This is a genomic window from Acidovorax sp. LjRoot129, from assembly GCF_964253765.1.
In the GTDB taxonomy this organism is placed as follows: Bacteria; Pseudomonadota; Gammaproteobacteria; order Burkholderiales; family Burkholderiaceae_C; genus Acidovorax.
The window spans coordinates 1,251,860-1,270,956 of record NZ_CAXUSE020000001.1 but is presented as its reverse complement, the minus strand read 5'-3'; the positions used below and the strand labels follow the sequence as shown (position 1 = coordinate 1,270,956).

Below are 19,097 nucleotides of genomic sequence, written 5' to 3'. Positions count from 1 at the left end.
GCTCACGAAGGGGCCTGCTCCAGGATCTGGCCCATGGCGTCGAACTGGAATTCGCGCGCCATCTGCCGCAGGGTGTGGACGAACGCCTGGTGCGCAGGCTGGCTGCGCTCGATGTCGTCCAGGGTATTGAGGATGCCGCGGTAGTAACCCAGCGCCACGGCCTGCATCAGCGGGGCGAGGGTGGCGGCATCGGGGTAGGTCAGCGCGCTGCCCAGGGCGGGGGCCGTGCCAGCGGGCAAAGCGGTGGATGGCGCAGCGGCCGAGGCATCGCCTTCGTGTTGCCACTGCAATGCCAGGCGGCGCCCCAACCAGTCCAGCAGTTCCGTGTGGCGCACGGGCTTGACGATGAAGTCTTCGGGGCGGATGTCCACATCGTTGTCCAGCGCCTTGTCGAACGCGTTGGCCGAAACGATGGCGCAGTGGATGGAGTGCCCCCACGCTCCGCACTGCGTGTCGTCGCTGCCCCCCGAGAGGGGCCCGTCCGGTTTGGGGCGGCCCGGCGCCGGGCGGATTCCAACAAGGTCCATCTGCCGTACCCGCCGCAGCGTCTCCCAGCCATCGATACCGGGCATGGCCAGGTCCATGAAGATGGCGTGGGGCCGATACCCGGTGGCCAGCAGGTCGAGCGCGTCGTGCCCGCTGGCAGCCTGGCGCAGCTCGAACCCCAGGGGTTCCAGCAAGTGCACCAGCAGCTCGCGGTCGGGCTCTTCGTTGTCTACCACCAGGACGCGGCGGCGCTCGCCCGTATAGCCCACCCGGGCCTTGCGCACCGGCGCTATGCGGCCACTTCCGGGCGCGGTGGCGGCCTTGCCCAGCGCCTCGGCGTGCACCTCGGGCAGGAACAGCTTGATGTGAAACACCGAGCCCACGCCGGGCTGGCTTGAGACCGACATCTCGCCGCCCATCAGCACGGTGAGCATCCTGGCAATGGTCAGCCCCAGGCCCGCACCGGGCGCTGCGGCGGGGCCGCTGCCGCTGGCGCCCGCGCGGGCGAAGGGCTCGAAGATGCGGTCGATTTCGTCAGCACTCAGGCCCGGGCCGGTGTCCTGCACTTCGATGCGCGCCATCTCGCGGGCGTAGCGCACGCGCAGCGTCACCGTGCCGGCCGCGGTGAACTTGACGGCGTTGCCCAGCAGGTTGATGAGGATCTGGCGCAGGCGCTTGTCGTCGGCGCGGACCACCTCGGGGATCACGCCCTGCACGTCGAACACGAACGCCAGGCCCTTGGCCGAAGCCTGGAGCTCGAACAGGGCCGCCATTTCGTGCAGGCCATCGGCAAAACGCATGGGCGCAATGTCGAGCGTGAGCTTGCCCGACTCGATGCGCGCGATGTCGAGCGTGCCTTCGATCAGCGACAGCAAGTGCTCGCCGCCGCGGCGGATCACGTGCACCGCCTGCTTGCGGTGCGGCGGCACGCCCGCGTCTTCGCCCATCAGCTGCGCGTAGCCCAGGATGGAGTTGAGTGGCGTGCGGATCTCGTGGCTGATGGCGCTGATGTAGCGGCTCTTGGCCTGGTTGGCCTGGTCGGCCAGGATGCGCGCGTCCTCAGCCTGCTGCTGGGCCTCTTCGGCCACCTGGCGCGCCTGCTCGGCCACGCTGCGGGCGGTCTGCAGAGCCTCGTCGGTCTGGCGGTGCAGCTCGATCTCGCGCACCAAAAGGCCCGTCTGGCGGTTGGATTCCTCTTGTGCCACCTGGCGGCTCTTGTGCGCCAGCACCAGCCACCACGCCACGATGCCGGAGATGACGAGCAGCGCCAGGTAGGCCTTGAGCAGCCCCGAGCGCAGCGCCACCTCGGGCGCGGCCAGCACCTCGGTCGCCGTCAATGCCTGGGCGATGGTGTTGAGCTCCTGGTGGTACAGCAGCCCCATGACGGACGCCAGCAGGGGTGCGATCACCAGCATCAGCAGCAGGAAGTGGCCCAGGCCGGTGTCGAGGTAGCGCCAGCTGGTGCGCGGCAGCAGCCAGCGCAGTGCGGCCGACCACTGCACCGCCATGCTCGCATGGGGCTTGCACAAATCGCCGCAGCGCGCATCCAACGTGCAGCACAGCGAGCAGATGGCGCCGCGGTACGCGGGGCACTGGGCCATGTCGGGCGCTTCGTACTCGCGCTCGCAGATCACGCAGCGCTGCACGGTGTACTGCACATAGCTGCCAAGGTCCGTCCCCCCGTTGCCGCCCGCTTTGCGGCGGACGGGGCCATGGATGGGCACTGCCTGCACATCGGCCAGCGTGGTGGGCTCGGACTGGCGTGCGATGTAGTAGCGCCCCTGTGTGGCCCACGCAATGAGCGGCGCAGCCACAAACGCCACGGCCATCGCGATCACTGCCGAGAAGGCCTGCGGCAGCGGACCAAACAGGCCCAGGTGGGCGGTGATGGACAGCGCCGACGCCAGCGCCATCGACCCCACGCCCACCGGGTTGATGTCGTACAGGTGCGCGCGCTTGAACTCGATGCCCTTGGGCGACAGGCCCAGCGGCTTGTTGATGACCAAGTCGGCCACCACCGACATGATCCAGGCGATGGCGATGTTGGAGTACAGCCCCAGCACCTCGCCCATGGCGCGAAACACGTTCATCTCCATCAGCATGAAGGCGATCAGCGTGTTGAACACCACCCACACCACCCGCCCCGGGTGGCTGTGCGTGAGGCGCGAGAAGAAGTTGGACCACGCCAGCGAGCCCGCATAGGCATTGGTCACATTGATCTTGAGCTGCGAGATCACCACAAACAACGCCGTGGCCGCCACCGCCCAGCCGTAGTGCGGGAACACATATTCATACGCGGCCAGGTACATCTGGTTGGGGTCGACCGCACGGTCCACCGGCACCATGTGGGTGAGCGCCAGGTAGGCCAGCAGCGCGCCGCCCAGCATCTTGAGCACCCCCAGCACCACCCAGCCCGGCCCGCCCACCAGCACGCCCAGCCACCAGCGCCCGCGTGTGGCCTGGGTGCGCGCGGGCATGAAGCGCAGGTAGTCGGCCTGCTCCCCCATTTGGGTAATGAGTGCAATGCCGACGGTGAGCGCCGCACCAAACAAGGGCAATTGAAAGCTCGCGCCGCGTGCGGATTCACCGCCGTAGTGCACGACGCCAGAAAACGCACCAGGATCGCGCACCAGCACGTAGGCAAAGGGCACGACCAGCATCACCAGCCACAGCGGCTGCGTCCACACCTGCAGCCGGCTGATGGCCGAGACGCCGTGCGTGACGAGCGGAATTACCACCACGGCGCAGATCAGGTAGCCCCAGGTGGGCGGGATGTCGAGCGCGAGCTCCAGCGCATAGGCCATGACGGCGGCTTCGAGCGCGAAGAAGATGAAGGTGAAGCTCGCGTAGATCAGCGATGTGAGCGTGGAGCCGATGTAACCAAAACCCGCGCCGCGCGTGAGCAGGTCCATGTCCACACCGTAGCGCGCCGCGTACACACTGATGGGCAGCCCCGCCAGAAAGATGATGAGCCCTGTGGCCACGATGGCCCAGAAAGCGTTGATGAAGCCGTACTGCACGAGGAGCGTGGCGCCGATCGCCTCCAGGATCAGGAACGACGCCGCCCCGAATGCCGTGTTGGCGACCCGCCATTCAGACCACTTGCGAAAGCGCTGGGGGGTGTAGCGCAGCGCGTAGTCCTCCATGGTCTCGGTGGCCACCCAGCTGTTGTAGTCGCGCCGGATTTTGACGACCTGTTGCGGCGCCTGCTGCTGCGGCGTTTGCCCGTCCACCTCCTGCCCCGACGGCTGCACCGGCGCAGCATCGGCGGGAGCAAGGGGGGCGGTGGGCAGGGGCATGGGGTGGGAGGACAGCAAGCCCTGCAGGTGCAGTTTCCATGCCACGGCCCACCGTAGCGGGCACTGCCCCTGCGCCAGATGACGTATGGCGGGCACGGGGCTTGCTGCCTATGATGGGACGGCCCTCACAAGCCCCCTCTGAATACGAGGCAACGCAAACCGGCAATTGGCCCGCACTCCGGCTGCATCAGCCAATGACCCCAGCATTGAGTGAAACGATATGGAACTGACCCCTCGCGTTCGGCCTCATTCGTGGCCGCGCGAGCCAATGACCCCAGCATTGAGTGAAACGAAATGGAACTGACCCCTCGCGAAAAAGACAAGCTGCTGATCTTCACCGCAGCCCTGCTGGCCGAGCGCCGCAAGGCCCGGGGTCTCAAGCTCAACTACCCCGAGGCCATGGCCCTGATCAGCGCCGCCGTGATGGAAGGCGCCCGCGATGGCAAGACGGTGGCGCAACTCATGAGCGAAGGCCGCACCGTGCTGACCCGCGCCGATGTGATGGACGGCATCGCCGAGATGATCCCGGACATCCAGGTCGAGGCGACGTTCCCCGATGGCACCAAGCTCGTCACCGTGCACCAACCGATCGTGTGAAAGCACCCCTGATTCGCTTCGCGCCTTACGCCACAGAGGGACGCCACCGGCGACCTGGCCAAGCCAGGTCTCGCGTGGCACTCGGCCGGGACGTACCAGTTTTGACCGCTGTGCACCTTGACTGCAATCTGGCCCGCTGACGCGCCAACGCCGCCCTTTCAATTTTGGAGATCTTCAGCATGCGTTCTTCCCGTATCCAAAACCCCCTTCTCTTCCTGGCCCTCAGCGCCGTCAGCCTGGGTGCCAACGCACACACCGGTGCGCCATCGCACGCTCACAACAGCTTCTTCGACGGCTTGATGCACCCGCTGTTCGGCATGGACCACCTGGCCGCCATGGTGGCCGTGGGCTTGTGGAGCGCGCTGGCGGCCCGCCGCGCGGGGCCAGAGCTTCTGTGGGGCCCCGCGGGATTTGCGGCCATGCTGCTGGCGGGCGCAGCCGTCGGGTTGCAGGGCGTGGCCATGCCTGCGGTGGAGCCCATGATCGCCGCATCGCTGCTGGCCACCGGCCTGCTCGTGGTCTCGCGCCTGCGGGTGCCGGGCATCGTGGCAGCGCTGGGCGTGGGTGTGTTCGCGGTGTTCCATGGCGCGGCGCATGGCTACGAGTTGGCGGGCAGCCACAGTGCGTGGCAGACCCTGGCGGGCATGCTGGCCGCCACGGTGCTGCTGCACTGCGCGGGCCTGGCCGCAGGTTGGGCGCTGCGCCAGCGCCACGTGTGGGTAGCACGGCTGGCGGGCGCCGGCGTGGCCGCTTTTGGTGGCGTGCTGTTGATGGCCCGGATGGCCTGAACCGCCACAGCATTCGAGGTACACACCATGACCCCAGGCGAACTCCTCATCGACGCGGGCGACCATCCGCTCAACACCGGCCGCCGCACGCTGACCATGGTCGTGCGCAACACCGGCGACCGCCCCATCCAGGTGGGCTCGCACTACCACTTTGCCGAGACCAACAACGCGCTGGGGTTCGATCGCGCCGCCGCGCACGGCATGCGGCTGAACATTGCGTCGGGCACGGCCGTGCGCTTCGAGCCCGGGCAGGAGCGCACGGTGGAGCTGGTGGACTACGCGGGCGAGCGCCGCGTCTTCGGCTTCCAGGGTCGTGTGCAGGGCGCGCTTTGAGCCCCATTTCAAGCCAAAACAGGCCCTAGCGCTTGTTCTATAAGCACTTATAGCTATTAAAACAATAGCAAACCGTTTTCGCGGAGCAATTTCACCATGGCAACCATTGGACGACGCGCCTACGCCGAGATGTTCGGCCCCACCGTGGGCGACCGCGTGCGCCTGGCAGATACCGAACTCATCCTGGAGGTCGAGGCCGACTACACCCTACGCGCCGGCAGCTACGGCGAAGAGGTGAAGTTCGGCGGCGGCAAGACCATCCGCGACGGCATGGCGCAGAGCCAGCGCACCAACGCCGGGACGGGAACAGGCCCCTCCGGTGGCGGGGCTGTGGATACGGTGCTGACCAACGCCCTCATCGTCGACCACACCGGCATCATCAAGGCCGACATCGGCCTGCGCGCGGGCCGCATCGCCGCCATCGGCAAGGCGGGCAACCCCGACACCCAGCCGGGCGTGGACATCATCATCGGCCCCGGCACCGAGGTCATCAGCTGCGAGGGCAACGTCGTCACCGCGGGCGGCATCGACAGCCACATCCACTTCATATGTCCGCAGCAGATCGAAGAGGCCCTGGCCAGCGGCGTGACCACCATGCTGGGCGGCGGCACCGGCCCTGCCACCGGCACGCTGGCCACCACCTGCACGTCCGGCCCCTTCAACCTGGAGCGCATGCTGCAGGCGGCAGACGCCTTCCCCATGAACCTGGGCTTTCTCGGCAAGGGCAACGCCAGCCTGCCCGACGCGCTGCACGAGCAGATCAACGCGGGCGCCATTGGCCTCAAGCTGCACGAAGACTGGGGCACCACGCCCGCGGCCATCAGCAACTGCCTGGACGTGGCCGAGGCCACCGACACGCAGGTCGCCATCCACAGCGACACACTCAACGAATCAGGCTTTGTGGAGAACACCATCGCGGCCGTGGGCGGTCGCGGCATCTGCGCCTTTCACACCGAAGGCGCGGGCGGCGGCCATGCCCCCGACATCCTGCGTGTGGTGGGCGAGGACAACTTCTTGCCATCGTCCACCAACCCCACGATGCCCTACACCCAGAACACGCTGGACGAGCACGTGGACATGCTCATGGTGTGCCACCACCTCGATGCCAGCATTGCCGAGGACCTGGCCTTTGCCGAAAGCCGCATCCGCAAGGAAACCATCGCCGCCGAAGACATCCTGCACGACCTGGGCGCCATCAGCATGATGTCGAGCGACAGCCAGGCCATGGGCCGCGTGGGCGAAGTCATCCTGCGCACCTGGCAGACCGCGCACAAGATGAAGGTGCAGCGCGGCAGCCTGCAGGGCGACACCAGCCGCCACGACAACACGCGCATCAAGCGCTACGTGGCCAAGTACACCATCAACCCCGCCATTGCCCACGGCATCAGCCACGAAGTGGGCTCGCTCGAAGTGGGCAAATGGGCCGACATCGTGATCTGGAAGCCCGCCTTCTTCGGCGTGAAGCCCGCGCTCATCCTGAAGGGCGGCATGATCGCCATGGCTGCGATGGGCGACCCGAACGCTTCCATCCCCACGCCGCAGCCCGTGCACTACCGGCCGATGTTCGGCGCTTTCGGCGGGGCCATTGCCAGGACGTCGCTCACCTTCGTATCGCAGGCAGGCTTGCATGCCGGCATCGGCGAGCGCTTCGGCCTGCGCAAGACGCTGTCCGCCGTGCACAACATCCGCGGGATCCGCAAGCGCGACATGCTGCACAACAGCTACACCCCGAAGATGGAAGTGGACGCCCAGACCTACACCGTGCGCGCCGACGGCCAGTTGCTGACCTGCGAGCCCGCCACCGTGCTGCCCATGGCGCAGCGCTACTTCCTGTTCTGAGACCACACCCCGTGAATGCTGTGCTGCAAGACCTGAACATCCGCCTGGACGACCTGAGCGACCCGCGCATCGAAGCCTTCATGCAAGAGCACTTGCAGGACATGTACACGGTGTCGCCGCCGGAAAGCGTGCACGCGCTGGACATGGACCAGCTGCGCCAGCCCGAGATCGCGTTCTGGTCGGCCTGGCTGCCGCATGCGGGCGGCGACGTGCTGGTGGGCACCGGCGCGCTCAAGCGGCTCGACGACGCGCATGCCGAGCTCAAGTCCATGCGCACCAGCGCCCACCATCGGGGCCGCGGCATCGCCCGCCAGGTGCTGAACCACCTGCTGCAACAGGCCCGCGCACGCGGCCACACCCAGGTGAGCCTGGAGACCGGGCCGCAGCCGTTCTTCGAGCCCGCGCGCAAGCTGTACTTTCAGCACGGTTTTGTCGAATGCGGGCCGTTTGCCGACTACCACCTGGACCCGTACAGCTTCTTCATGACCCGCCCGCTGTAGTGGCTACGCACCGCGCCCCTCCCCCGTCCCGCCGGGCCACAATGCGCGTTTTGCCGCACGCCCCAACGACACCCCCTCCATGATCCAAGCCTCCAAACTCATCCCCCAGGGCAAAGGCCTGGCCCCTGTCCTCGTCAAGCGCGCCACCACCATCGAGCTGGACTGGGACGTGCGCCAGAAAAGCCGCTTTGCCGCCACCGACTCCGCCGGGCGCGAGCTGGGCATCTTTTTGCCGCGCGGCACGCTGGTGCGCGGCGGCGACGTGCTGGTGGCCGAAGACGGCTCCATGGTCCGCGTCATCGCTGCGCCGCAGCCCGTCTTGGTCGTCACGCACTGCACGCAGCACGGCACCCCCTTCGACCTGACCCGCGCCGCCTACCACCTGGGCAACCGGCACGTGCCCATCGAGCTGCAACCCGACCACCTCAAGATCGAACCCGACCACGTGCTGGCCGACATGCTGCGGGCGATGCACCTCATCGTGAAGGCGCAGGACCTGCCCTTCGAACCCGAAGGCGGCGCCTACGCTGCGGGGCACGGCGGCGGGCACCATCACCATGGTGGGCATGGGCATGAAGGCCATGACCACGATCATGACCATGCACATGGGCACGACCACGGACACAGCCACGCGCAGACGGCGTCGCCATCGCCGGCGCACGATCATGGGCACACCCACGGCCACAGTCCGGACCACAACCATCAGGCCGATCCATCGCAGCCCGCAGCACCCGCCCGCGGTCGCACCGTCGCCATCCCGGTGGTGGCCCAGGCCCAGGGCCATGTGCACGGCCCGCAGTGCAACCACGGCCACGACCACTGAGCATGGGCACCGTTTGCATCTGCATCTGCGCCTGCGCCTCCCCCACCGTTCGGGCTGAGCCTGTCGAAGCCTGGGCACTGCACGCCGCGCGCCCTGCGCCCATACCTCCCCGAACGGACTCTTGAGCCCCCTGCCCGTGCGCCCCGACCGCCCCGCCCCCCTGCCCGCCGCCAGCCTGCTGCAGCTCATCTGGCTCGCGTCGCCGGCCCTGCCCGTGGGCGGCTTCTCGTATTCCGAAGGTCTTGAAAGCGCCATCGAAAACGCCGGCGTCGACAACGAAGCCGCCGTAGCCGCATGGCTGCTCGACCAGCTGCACATCACCCAGTCCCGCGGCGACATGGCCCTGATCGCCAAGGCCGTGGGCGCATGGCGGCGTGGCGACGGCGGCGACTTGGCGCATGTGCGCGAACTCAACGACTGGGTGCTGCACACCCGCGAGACGAGCGAGCTGCGCCTGCAGACCGAGCAGATGGGCCGCTCCATGGCCGACTGGCTGCGCAACCAGCACCAGGGCGATGACCAGGTCATGCCCGCCGTGCAGTATCTGGCCGCCCTGCCCCCCACCTACCCCGTGGCCTTTGCACTGGCTGCATCCTTCACCCAAGCGCCCGTGCGCGACGTGCTGCTGGCCTATGCCTTCGGCTGGGCCGAGAACATGGTGCAGGCCGCCCTCAAATCCATGCAACTGGGCCAAAGCGCCGGCCAGCGCATCCTGGCAAAACTGGCCGATGCCATCCCTGCTGCCGCCGACCACGCCATCGGCCTGATGGACAGCGAACGCCAGGCCTTCTCCCCCATGCTGGCCATCCTGAGCGCCCGGCACGAAGTGCAATATTCAAGACTTTTCCGCTCCTAGCGCTTTCTCCACCTGCGCTAGCAGCTATTGATTTGATAGTGAACAACGCCATGACCAACACACTGCACCACATCGCCAATCGCACTAAAAATCTCCCCCCCTTGCGCGTAGGCATCGGCGGCCCCGTGGGCTCCGGCAAGACCACCCTGCTGGAGATGCTCTGCAAGGCCATGCGCGACGACTACGACCTGATCGCCATCACCAACGACATCTACACCAAGGAAGACCAGCGCCTGCTCACGGTGAGCGGCGCCCTGCCACCTGAGCGCATCCTGGGTGTGGAGACCGGCGGCTGCCCCCACACCGCCATCCGCGAAGACTGCTCCATCAACCTCGAGGCCATCGACCGCATGCTGGGCGAGCACCCCAACGCCGACATCGTCTTCGTGGAAAGCGGCGGCGACAATCTGGCCGCCACATTCAGCCCCGAACTCTCGGACCTCACCATCTACGTCATCGACGTCGCCGCCGGCGAGAAAATCCCCCGCAAGGGCGGCCCCGGCATCACCAAGAGCGACCTGTTCATCATCAATAAGACCGACCTGGCCCCCCACGTGGGCGCTAACCTGGATGTGATGCACGCCGACACGACCCGCATGCGCACAAACGGCCAGGGGGTGCTCAAGCCGTTTGTGATGACCAACCTCAAAACCCTGGCGGGCCTTACCGAGGTGATCGCCTTCATCGAAGCCAAGGGCATGCTGCAAAAGCCCGTCCCGGCGGCCGGCTAGAATACGCGCCTTCCCTCCCGGAGACTTGGGTGAGTGGTTTAAACCAGCAGTCTTGAAAACTGCCGACGGGCAACCGTCCGTGAGTTCGAATCTCACAGTCTCCGCCATGCCTTGACGCGGCTTTTCAGCCGTGCAAGTAGCTCGCTTTCCTTCTCGGCCTCCATGGCAGCAATTGCCATCCACGGTTCAGGCTCTTCTCCCAATTCGATAGCAAAGTTTCCAGCAAGTAGAGGGCTAAGGCGCCCTTGCTTGATCGCGTGAGACAGCGCGCCCGGTGTGATATTGAACGTCCGCGACCACGCCGCAGCGTTCTGAACGACCAGCGCTTTCTGAAGCAAATCCATCGTTTGAGGCATGTTTAGAACCCTTCAATATTGAGGGGATTTCACCACAAAGCTCTTGGCAGTTGTTTGAAAGGCTCTCAATACTCCGCATATTGAAACCGTTTCAATATGTTTGGAGCCGCCTTGAAACTCTCACCACTGGTTTGCACGCCCCTTGCCACCAAACGGCCCGGCGACAGCTTGGCGGCTCCAGCCGCAGCCGGGCAGGGGGTGTGCACCAGTCAGCGCCTGCGGTTGCATCTGGCCTCCTCAGCAGCGTTGCGCGCCTCGCGCAGCATGGCGTCACGCTCCTCGGCCTTTTCTTTTTTGTCGCTGTTCCGCATGAAAAGCCTTGCTGTGCCAATTGCGACGACAGCCAAAAGCACTGCTGCAAACACTATTTCAGCCGGTGAAACGTCGATGGGCATGGAAGTCTTTCTGTGGTTTGGCGTGATGTTCTCGGCCTGCCTTTTGGCCGTGGTCATTTTCCATTGGGTGATCGTCCCTCTTTTCGACTGGATCGAGCGGAGGTTCTTCGCATGAAGTTCAACGGCCAATCCGGTGCCGGCATGGTCCACATGCACACCGGCAGCATCCCCAACCACTGGCAGCAGATCACTGCCTTCATAGCGCTTCTGCCCAAGCAAGACGACGCGGGCGCGACCGGCAAGCGCAGCGCGGGCGCGCCAGCGGCGGCGGCTGCTGAATCCTCTGCTATCAATTTTGGGGGGTGCGTAGCGTCAGCAACAGCTGTCCCCGATGGTAATCACGGGGACAACTTCGATGAGGTCAGAGCGTGACCACCTCCACCCCTCTCGTCCTCGACGGCAATGAAGTGCTGTTGCGCTTGCACGAAGAGCGCACGGTGACAGGCTCGCCGGTCCATATCGATTGGCTGCGCTTCACCATCAACCTGCGCTTCGCACCGATTCCCACGGTTGACACCCTCTTTCCCGCACGGGATGAAGCCACCGACTGGGACAAATCGGTCCATTCGATCAGCGAAGAAGACCGCCGCCGCTATGACCTCTGCCGCATCCTTCGCGGCCTGGAAGACCCGGACTTTGCAGCCACCACGCAGGCCCTGGAACTCGCGGAAAACGTCGCCGCGCTGCTAGGCGATGGCTTCACCGTGGACCCCGAGCTGAAGAAGGGCCATGACTTCTACCGCTACCGCTGGTCGATCATGCGCGCAGGCTCTGAATGCGGTTGGGTTGGATGCCTGTCAAGCGGCGACAGCCCGCGCCAATCCGCACAGGGCAAGACCCTGCACTGCAATCTGTACGGCGCTGCTTGCACCTTCGCCCGTCCTGGCTGGCATTACCAGATGGCCGACTACCTCGAAGAGCATCGCGCTGTCGTCACGCGCTGCGATCTTGCCTTGGATTTCTTCGAGGGCATCTCAGGTGGCATGGATCGCATCGGCTCCGACTACGACGCCGGCTTGATGGACCACATGGGCCACCGGCCAAAGCACAGCTGTGTGGGCGCATGGCGTGCTGGTGGCGTGGGTCGCTCGTTCTACTTCGGCAGCAAAGCCGCAGGCAAGCAGACCAACGTCTATGACAAGGGTGTGCAGCTGTACGGCGAACAGGACGCCACCGGCTGGCAGCGCATCGAGGTCCGCTACGGCAACCAAAAGCGGCTGCTGCCTGTCGATCTGCTCCGCAGGCCCGCGAACTTCTTTGCAGGCACCAGCGAATGGCATGCACTGCTCTTGGCTGAGCACGGCGACGTCGCCCAGGCCGAGCCCATCAAAACAGAGCCTCGGCTGGCCCTGGAAACGCTCATGGCCGAGTGCACGCGCAATGCACGGTGGTTCTTCTCGACCGCTGGCAAGTCTGCCGCTCTGGCCTTTCTGTACATGGACCGCGAAACCCTCGCAGCCTTCATCGAAAACTGCGCCGAGCTACCGGGTCGCCTGTCCAAGTTCAAGCGCCAAGAGGTCGAGCGCGTCTATCAAGCGATGTTCAAAAAAGTATCTGGCACCAGCGCTGGCCACGCTGCGATTGCCGCTTAAACCGGCCAAAAAAGGAAACCCAAATGCGTATGCAAAGCCAAGCCGTGTTGCACGGTATCAAGTCCAGCAAGGGTGATTACGAAGGCCGACCCTTCGACTCCACCACGTTCCACCTTTCGGTGGACATGGGCCAAAGCGCCAGCGGTGAAAGCATCGGCGTGGTCACTCGTCCATTCAAGTTTGGTGACTCATCCGAGTTCCAGAAGTGGGCTCACCTCAAGACCAAATGGCCCATCACCGGGGTCATGTGCGATTGCGAATTTGATGTGGTCGCAGGTGCTGACAACTCCACGAAGCTGACGCTCTTGGGCATCCGCCCAGCATCTACAGCCAAGGCCGCAGCCTGACCATGCGCCTCGTCATCCAGTCGCGCACCACGGGCTCATTCCTTGCGCCCAACAACGAAGACGGCCAGCCCGAGTGGGTCATGTTGCTGTCTGAGGCCGCAACGCTGGGTGACGTGGAAACCTGCGTGCAGCTGATCGAAGACCACGTGGAGCCGTTCTACCGGCCCGCCCTGGTTGACCTCGATGACCTCTATGGAAAGTCTCGTCATGAATGAAATCGACCTCTCTCATGTCGCCCAGCAACTCGCCATCCTGGGCATCTGCGCAGGCTTCGTAGGCGCTGCCCTGTGGACTCTGTTCACCGGTTCTCTCGTCGTCCTGGCTGAGCGTCTTCATGCTCGCGCAGCACGCCGCCAACGCATCGCCGCAGCGCGTGCCCGAGCCCTCGGCAATGCCTGAGCAAACCATTCAATGCACCTCGGCCTGCACGGTCACGGTGCAACACGAAATCACGCTTCCGCTGCTCGATCTGAGCCCAGCGGAGGCGGCACAAATCAGCAGCTCCATCCTGCTGGTGTGGGCTGTGGCGTGGGCCTTCCGGGTCCTCATCCGGTCCATTAAATCAACCGATGGCAATCAACCTTCTGAGGACTGAAAAATGAACCGCTTCAACACGCAAACCCGTCGCCTCGCCACTGCTGCCGCAGCTGGTGCTCTGGTGCTGGCAACCAACATGGCTCACGCAGCCATCGACGTTACCGGCGTGGTCGCCGAAATCGACGACACGATTGCTCCCATCGGCCTGATCGGCGCTGCCGTTCTGCTGGTCGTGGTGGCTGTCGCCGCCTTCAAGTGGGTGCGCCGCGCTATCTCCTAAGCGCCCCTCGCATGTGCTCCCTGACCGGCCGGCAGGGGCCTTGCAAAAGTCCACGCGGTGGGCTTCTTCAAGGTGAAAAACATGGGCCTTCTTGTACTGCTCGCAACGCTGGGGGCCGCATGGCTAATCTTTACCGCCTGATCAGCGCGGCGCTTCTGATGGTCGTCGCTTTGTCGGCTAGCGCTTTGCCTGTGCCGCTCCAGTTCAAAACTGGCTATACCGGCTGGATGTCATCCGCGACTGCCGCGTGTGCCGCCTCTATCCCGTTTTTCTTCTCCTCACCCGGCGATTGGACCGTGGAAAGAACCAACGGCAACCCACCTAACCAGTGTCAATTCAAGGGGTCCGGGGGAAGTGCTGGCAGCACCATGTACTTAGACCTTATGAGTAGCGGCGGCTCTTGCCCTGCTAATTCCACGCAACAAGGCTCCAGCTGCGTTTGCGAAGCCGGCTTTGAGGAAAAAGACGGCCAGTGCAGGCCCAAGAACCCATGCCCAGCAGGCCAACACGAGGAAGGTGGCGCATGCGTTCCAGACGCCTGCGGACCCAATGAAGTGCGCGTGAACGGCGTCTGCGTGAAAGAGCCTGATTGCCCCGCTGGGCAAACTCGCGTGAATGGCGTGTGCAAAAAGAACGGCTGCGAGGAAGGCAAGTCTCTTGGTGAGTTCGAGACCAACGGCGACAGCGTTAGCTTCTTGTGCGAGTCCTACGGCGGAAAAAACTGCCTCGTCCGCGTCAACCCAAGCGTTTGCGTCAGGGCGGATGGTCACAACAGTTGCTGGGGCACCGGCCGGATGACCGGCGCAACGTGCACCCCCGGCAGTCCTCCAAGTAGTGGCGACGGCGATGGTCCTGGTGATGGTCCAGGCAATGGCGACGGCGGCGATGGTCCAGGCAGTGGCGGCAATGGCCCAGGCCCTGGCGATGGAGACAACGACGCACCAGGGTCAGGCCCGACGCAGCCGCCAGTGACGCCACCGCCGCCGGTGCCACCGGACACCAATACTGGCAAGTGCCCGCCCGGCACCTCGCGATATCCCGATGGCAACTGCTATCCGCCCACGCCTCCGCCTGAGAACCCCAACGGTGACGGCAAGTGCCCGCCCGGAACGGTCAAGGTCGGCAGCAAATGCGTCTATCCATCGCCTCCAGGCAAGCCCGTGCCGGACACCGGCACGCCTGAGAACCCGAACCCGGGCGGCGGGGATGGCGAGGGAGATGGTGACGGCGATTCGATGTTTGCAGGCTCGTGCATGGGCGGCTTCACCTGCGAGGGTGATGCGATCCAGTGCGCTATAGCCCGTGAGCAGCACCGGCGCTCATGCAAGCTGTTCGACGATAAAAGCCTTGAATCGGAGCTCTACGAGAAAGAGAAAGGCAAGACCGGCGAGCAGACAAAGGATCTTCCTGGCAACAGGTCGGAGAGCATGGCCAATCGCATCAGCACCGCTGACGCCTTCGGCTCTGGGCAGTGCATCCAGGACTTGAACATCGTGGTTGCTGGCCGCGCTATCTCGCTGCCCATGAGCAAGATATGCCCGAGTCTCGCCATCATCGGAAACATCATGATCGGCGTGGCTTTGCTGCTGGCCGTTCGCATCGTTGGACGGGGGTAAGCCATGCCTGTATTCGTCGCCGCCATTGGGGGCATGCTCATCAATCTGGTTGGCTCCATCGTGGGCCGTGTCCTCGTCGCGCTGGGCATGGCCGTCGTCACTTACACGGGCGTGAATGCCAGTCTCGATGCCCTGAAAACGCAGGCTATCAACAGTTTCCAGTCGCTGCCGCCCGAGGTGTTCGGCATGCTCTCGATCATGAAGGTGGGTGTGGCGATCAGCATTGTCACCAGCGCCATTGCAGCGCGCTTGCTGCTCGATGGCCTGACCTCTGACACGTTCAAACGCTTCGTGCTGAAGTAGCCCATGCTGTACCTCATCAGCGGCGCAAACGGCGCGGGTAAGACTCTCAACACCCTCAAATGGGTGCGTGAACGCCAGCTCAAAGAAAACCGGCCCGTGTGCCACAACGGGCGCTTTGAACCGGTCGAGGGTGGCGAACTTGCCAACTGGAAAAAGATCGACTTCAAAGACTGGCAGGCCGAGCCGGATGGGACGATCTTCCTGATCGATGAGGCGCACAACGATCTGCCCAATCGTGCTGCAGGTGCCACCGTGCCGGAGGCCGTCAAGATGCTCGCTGAGCACCGCCGCCGCGGCTTCGATTTCTACATGGTGACCCAGCACCCACAGAACATCGACAGCTTCGTGCGCCGGCTCATCGGACCGCCTGGATGGCACCGCCACCTAAAGCGTTCCTTCGGTGTGGACATGGTGAGCGTGTTGGAGTGGCCCGCAGTCAATCCCAACTGTGAGAAAGACGGCAGTGGCAAGACCGGCACCGTCACGATGCAGGCCTACCCGAAAGAGGTCTACGGCTGGTACAAGTCGGCCAGCCTGCACACCGGCAAAAAGCGCATTCCCGGAAAGGTGTGGGTGTTCCTGGCTTGCCTGCTGCTGATTCCGCTGCTGATCTGGTTTGCATCGTCGAAGCTGCTGGCAAAGACCGAGGCCAAAGCCGCAGCAAAGACCTCCACAGAGGCCCAAACCACGGCAAATGCAGCATCCATGCCGGTGTCCACGAAGCTCACCTACGAGCAGTACATCACCGAGCGATCACCGCGCCTGAAAGACTTCCCGCACACCGCGCCGGCCTACGATGAGGTCACTAAGCCAACGGTGGCTCCGTACCCTGCCGCGTGCGTCAGCATGGGAAAAACCTGCAAGTGCTACAGCCAGCAGGCAACCCTACTGCAGGTGAGTGGGCCCACGTGCCTGCAGATCGTCGCGCAGGGCTTTTTTGTGGACTGGCAGCAGGCAACCCCTCATCAATCGCCGCAGGGCCTCCAGCAGCCCGCAAAAGGCACGCCGACAGGTCAGAACGTGCCAGGCACAGCGCCACCGCCGCGAGAGGTCAGAACGGTGCCGATGCCGATCATCCCAGCGCCGGACCCCACGCAGATCACGCAGGCCGATGTGACCGGGGCACTGCGCACCCGAAACTCAGCTTTCCGATAGACAGACGGGCCCCGGGAACGGAGCCCTTGTGGCGCAGTGGTGGGGTCGGGGTATGGGGTGACAAACCCCATGTAAACCGTCGCTCAACTCGTGCCGCATGCTTAAGCACAGCTACACTATTTCGCAGGAGGGAGAGCATGCAAAGGCGTTCATTCCAGACAGAGGATGAGGGAACATTCCTGTTGGACATTTTGAAGATTGCAGTTGGTGTGTTTATTGGCGGCCTCGCTGCCGCGTTCACCTACGAAGCGATTTTGGCCTACCGAACCGAGGCGGCGCTGCGCAAGATCCAGGAGAACGTTAAGGCAGAGACAGACCGGATCAAAAGAGACTTTGCGGCGAATCAACAAGCAGATTCCGACGCTCGCTATGCCGCTGCACGTGACGCCGATCAACTCAGATCAGCAATGGCTCTTGCGCAGCGTCTTGAGACTGAAAGGCAGCAGCGCAAGGACACGGCATGGTCACACTTCTTTCAGCCCTCGCCCGGCTGCAAAGCTGACCCAGGCACCACCGCATGCGCAAATGAGCACATGGTGGCTCGCAAGCGCTTCGATAGCCAGTACGTGGACCGGTGACGGCCTACGGATACGCGCGCGTTTCCACCACCGAGCAGAACACTGCCGTCCAGCTCGCGGCATTCAAACGCGCAGGAATCAAACACGTTGTGCAGGAAAAGCGCAGCGGCGTCGCTCGACGTCCTGAACTGTTGGCACTGATTGCCAAACTGCGCCCAGGTGACATGCTTGTCGTCTACAAACTCGACCGACTATCCCGCAGCCTGCGCGACCTCCTGCGGCTGCTGGAGTCGCTCGAGCAGGCAGGTATCAAGTTCCGCAGTCTCACGGAATCCATTGATACCAGCACGCCGGCCGGCCGCATGTTCTTCCAGATGCTGGGTGCCTTCGCAGAATTCGAGCGCGCCATGATTCGCGAGCGCTGCGCTGCCGGGTTTGAAGCGGCTAGGGCAAGAGGACAAAAGTTCGGGCGGGAGCGCTCTATGCCTGGAAATACCGAAGCCAAACTGGTCCGCATGTACCTGACCGGCAAATACACGATGCAGGCTCTAGCTGAACATTTTGACGTGCACACCTCAAGCGTCAAACGAGCGATTTATAGGGTTACGAAGCCTACACACAGCAGCTTAAGATAGGGTTCGAAATTCCCAGCGGAATCAGGCCGCTATCGGCCAATAGCGGACATCGGCAACCATCAAAACCATGACACTGAAAAAGTTCTTCCTTGCCAGTATGTCGGTGCTGGGCATCGGCACCGCTGCTACAGCGGCGCCCCCTGTCAGCACGATGAGTCCCAAGGCGATTAACTTCACAATGCCCACTGTCGCGGCAGACGAGCTCCAATTTGAGATACCGACGGGTAAAACATTTGACGGGGCGCCACAGTTCCACGAAGACGAATGGCGCCAAGTCGAGTTTTACCCGGTAGCTCGCCTAGCTGAGATTCAAAAGCGTTTGAAGGAATTCAAAGCCTTTGAGAAAGACAATCGAATTCAGTATGGTTGGAAGAACATCTACGCTCGAAGAATCGCCGGCGCACCGGTTCTTGGAACGGCCGGCAGCACTGAGCTGGCAGGGCTTATGCAGCGTCCCATTAAGCCTGCGCCAATCCTCACCACATCGTCGGCACCGATAGGGCAAGTCAAGGATGGTTTCACCATTCGGGTAGCAGAGTCGGTGTTCCTTTATGGCATCGCCACTGACTCGAGCGTCACTTCGCTAGCTGCCATGGTTGAGCGTGGTGGCGACGACCTCGCTCTAACCTCAGCTTTTACCCGTATAAACCAGAAATACAAAGTCATGCTCGTCGATTGGCGCGGGCAAATGCTCCTAACTGGAGCGGGACCAGACGGGGGCATCCAGGTCTGGCGTCCCTAACGCAAAGTCCGCACATGGCCCGGTAGCGTCCTTCGCTGTGGGCAGAATTCGACCAGGAGCAGTCGTTTAACCCGCAGTCACGCACCGCAAGTTCACGTATGTTTGAAGTCACACCAGAAATTCTTGCCGCCGCCCGAGCCGAGCTATCCGCAGGCCCGCCATCGGCCGCTTTGCGAGCAATCGCAAGACGCTTCCAGCTTCAGCGGACTGATGTCGCATGGGTCGCTGCCGACGTATGCCAAAACGTCACGACTCCTGAAATACAAGCAATCTGGCATTGGGATATGGCTGCAGACGGTAAAGGCCACTCCGATGAAGAGCTAGATGGGCTACTGAGCCACCTCGTCGTGCAACAGCAGTAGCAGTAGC

General features: G+C 63.8%; 23 protein-coding genes and 1 tRNA gene. 22 read left to right on the top strand and 2 right to left on the bottom strand.

Annotated features, from left to right (window positions below; genetic code table 11):
* Positions 1 to 2: 2 nt before the first annotated feature.
* Entirely contained in the window at positions 3 to 3,785 is a 3,783-nt protein-coding gene (locus ACSQ3Q_RS05970; RefSeq protein WP_436133484.1) for a hybrid sensor histidine kinase/response regulator, read from the bottom strand.
* A gap of 294 nt (positions 3,786 to 4,079) precedes the next feature.
* Here ACSQ3Q_RS05970 and ACSQ3Q_RS05965 point away from each other — a divergent pair, with 294 nt between their 5' ends.
* The 9 genes from ACSQ3Q_RS05965 to ACSQ3Q_RS05925 all read left to right on the top strand — a co-directional run bounded on the left by ACSQ3Q_RS05965 (position 4,080) and on the right by ACSQ3Q_RS05925 (position 10,359).
* Positions 4,080 to 4,382: an urease subunit gamma gene (locus ACSQ3Q_RS05965; RefSeq protein WP_055399013.1), complete on the top strand. Its 303-nt coding sequence runs from the start codon at positions 4,080 to 4,082 to the stop codon at positions 4,380 to 4,382.
* Between the two features lie 179 nt (positions 4,383 to 4,561).
* Positions 4,562 to 5,170: a HupE/UreJ family protein gene (locus ACSQ3Q_RS05960; RefSeq protein WP_436133483.1), complete on the top strand. Its 609-nt coding sequence runs from the start codon at positions 4,562 to 4,564 to the stop codon at positions 5,168 to 5,170.
* A gap of 27 nt (positions 5,171 to 5,197) precedes the next feature.
* Positions 5,198 to 5,503: an urease subunit beta gene (locus tag ACSQ3Q_RS05955; protein ID WP_436133482.1), complete on the top strand. Its 306-nt coding sequence runs from the start codon at positions 5,198 to 5,200 to the stop codon at positions 5,501 to 5,503.
* Positions 5,504 to 5,599: 96 nt separating this feature from the next.
* Positions 5,600 to 7,342 carry an urease subunit alpha gene (gene ureC / locus ACSQ3Q_RS05950; RefSeq protein WP_436133481.1) on the top strand — a complete coding sequence of 581 codons (1,743 nt, stop codon included), beginning with the start codon at positions 5,600 to 5,602 and terminating at the stop codon, positions 7,340 to 7,342.
* Between the two features lie 11 nt (positions 7,343 to 7,353).
* Complete coding sequence (locus tag ACSQ3Q_RS05945) at positions 7,354 to 7,842, top strand: GNAT family N-acetyltransferase (RefSeq protein WP_436133480.1); 489 nt, start codon at positions 7,354 to 7,356, stop codon at positions 7,840 to 7,842.
* Between the two features lie 79 nt (positions 7,843 to 7,921).
* Entirely contained in the window at positions 7,922 to 8,665 is a 744-nt protein-coding gene (gene ureE / locus ACSQ3Q_RS05940; RefSeq protein ID WP_436133479.1) for an urease accessory protein UreE, read from the top strand.
* A gap of 136 nt (positions 8,666 to 8,801) precedes the next feature.
* Entirely contained in the window at positions 8,802 to 9,521 is a 720-nt protein-coding gene (locus tag ACSQ3Q_RS05935; RefSeq protein WP_436136947.1) for an urease accessory protein UreF, read from the top strand.
* Positions 9,522 to 9,571: 50 nt separating this feature from the next.
* Positions 9,572 to 10,252: an urease accessory protein UreG gene (gene ureG / locus ACSQ3Q_RS05930; RefSeq protein WP_436133478.1), complete on the top strand. Its 681-nt coding sequence runs from the start codon at positions 9,572 to 9,574 to the stop codon at positions 10,250 to 10,252.
* A 19-nt stretch (positions 10,253 to 10,271) separates the two neighbouring features.
* Positions 10,272 to 10,359: transfer RNA gene (locus ACSQ3Q_RS05925), tRNA-Ser, on the top strand.
* Here the strand turns inward: ACSQ3Q_RS05925 and ACSQ3Q_RS05920 are convergent.
* On the bottom strand, positions 10,345 to 10,608 hold the full coding sequence (locus ACSQ3Q_RS05920; protein WP_436133477.1) for a hypothetical protein: 264 nt from the start codon (positions 10,606 to 10,608) through the stop codon (positions 10,345 to 10,347). The genes ACSQ3Q_RS05925 and ACSQ3Q_RS05920 overlap by 15 nt on opposite strands.
* A 111-nt stretch (positions 10,609 to 10,719) precedes the next feature.
* Here ACSQ3Q_RS05920 and ACSQ3Q_RS05915 point away from each other — a divergent pair, with 111 nt between their 5' ends.
* The 13 genes from ACSQ3Q_RS05915 to ACSQ3Q_RS05855 all read left to right on the top strand — a co-directional run bounded on the left by ACSQ3Q_RS05915 (position 10,720) and on the right by ACSQ3Q_RS05855 (position 18,728).
* Positions 10,720 to 11,118, top strand: a complete 399-nt coding sequence (locus ACSQ3Q_RS05915) for a hypothetical protein (RefSeq protein ID WP_436133476.1) — start codon at positions 10,720 to 10,722, stop codon at positions 11,116 to 11,118.
* On the top strand, positions 11,115 to 11,375 hold the full coding sequence (locus ACSQ3Q_RS05910) for a hypothetical protein (RefSeq protein WP_436133475.1): 261 nt from the start codon (positions 11,115 to 11,117) through the stop codon (positions 11,373 to 11,375). The genes ACSQ3Q_RS05915 and ACSQ3Q_RS05910 overlap by 4 nt, the downstream gene beginning before the upstream one ends.
* On the top strand, positions 11,372 to 12,595 hold the full coding sequence (locus ACSQ3Q_RS05905) for a replication initiation factor domain-containing protein (RefSeq protein WP_436133474.1): 1,224 nt from the start codon (positions 11,372 to 11,374) through the stop codon (positions 12,593 to 12,595). The genes ACSQ3Q_RS05910 and ACSQ3Q_RS05905 overlap by 4 nt, the downstream gene beginning before the upstream one ends.
* Positions 12,596 to 12,618: 23 nt before the next feature.
* Positions 12,619 to 12,942, top strand: a complete 324-nt coding sequence (locus ACSQ3Q_RS05900; RefSeq protein WP_436133473.1) for a hypothetical protein — start codon at positions 12,619 to 12,621, stop codon at positions 12,940 to 12,942.
* A gap of 2 nt (positions 12,943 to 12,944) precedes the next feature.
* Positions 12,945 to 13,157 (top strand): hypothetical protein, encoded by a 213-nt coding sequence (locus tag ACSQ3Q_RS05895; RefSeq protein ID WP_436133472.1) that lies wholly within the window; start codon positions 12,945 to 12,947, stop codon positions 13,155 to 13,157.
* A gap of 119 nt (positions 13,158 to 13,276) precedes the next feature.
* Entirely contained in the window at positions 13,277 to 13,537 is a 261-nt protein-coding gene (locus ACSQ3Q_RS05890) for a hypothetical protein (RefSeq protein ID WP_436133471.1), read from the top strand.
* Between the two features lie 3 nt (positions 13,538 to 13,540).
* Positions 13,541 to 13,759, top strand: a complete 219-nt coding sequence (locus ACSQ3Q_RS05885) for a major capsid protein (RefSeq protein ID WP_436133470.1) — start codon at positions 13,541 to 13,543, stop codon at positions 13,757 to 13,759.
* A 119-nt stretch (positions 13,760 to 13,878) separates the two neighbouring features.
* Positions 13,879 to 15,375, top strand: a complete 1,497-nt coding sequence (locus tag ACSQ3Q_RS05880) for a hypothetical protein (RefSeq protein ID WP_436133469.1) — start codon at positions 13,879 to 13,881, stop codon at positions 15,373 to 15,375.
* A 3-nt stretch (positions 15,376 to 15,378) separates the two neighbouring features.
* On the top strand, positions 15,379 to 15,678 hold the full coding sequence (locus ACSQ3Q_RS05875) for a DUF2523 domain-containing protein (protein WP_436133433.1): 300 nt from the start codon (positions 15,379 to 15,381) through the stop codon (positions 15,676 to 15,678).
* Between the two features lie 3 nt (positions 15,679 to 15,681).
* Complete coding sequence (locus ACSQ3Q_RS05870; RefSeq protein ID WP_436133468.1) at positions 15,682 to 16,833, top strand: zonular occludens toxin domain-containing protein; 1,152 nt, start codon at positions 15,682 to 15,684, stop codon at positions 16,831 to 16,833.
* A 137-nt stretch (positions 16,834 to 16,970) separates the two neighbouring features.
* Complete coding sequence (locus ACSQ3Q_RS05865; protein WP_436133467.1) at positions 16,971 to 17,411, top strand: hypothetical protein; 441 nt, start codon at positions 16,971 to 16,973, stop codon at positions 17,409 to 17,411.
* Positions 17,408 to 17,986: a recombinase family protein gene (locus ACSQ3Q_RS05860; RefSeq protein WP_436133466.1), complete on the top strand. Its 579-nt coding sequence runs from the start codon at positions 17,408 to 17,410 to the stop codon at positions 17,984 to 17,986. Before ACSQ3Q_RS05865 ends, ACSQ3Q_RS05860 begins: the two co-directional genes overlap by 4 nt.
* A gap of 67 nt (positions 17,987 to 18,053) precedes the next feature.
* The gene (locus ACSQ3Q_RS05855) at positions 18,054 to 18,728 is read left to right on the top strand and encodes a hypothetical protein (RefSeq protein WP_436133465.1); all 675 of its coding nucleotides are present in this window, start codon (positions 18,054 to 18,056) and stop codon (positions 18,726 to 18,728) included.
* Positions 18,729 to 19,097 lie beyond the last annotated feature (369 nt).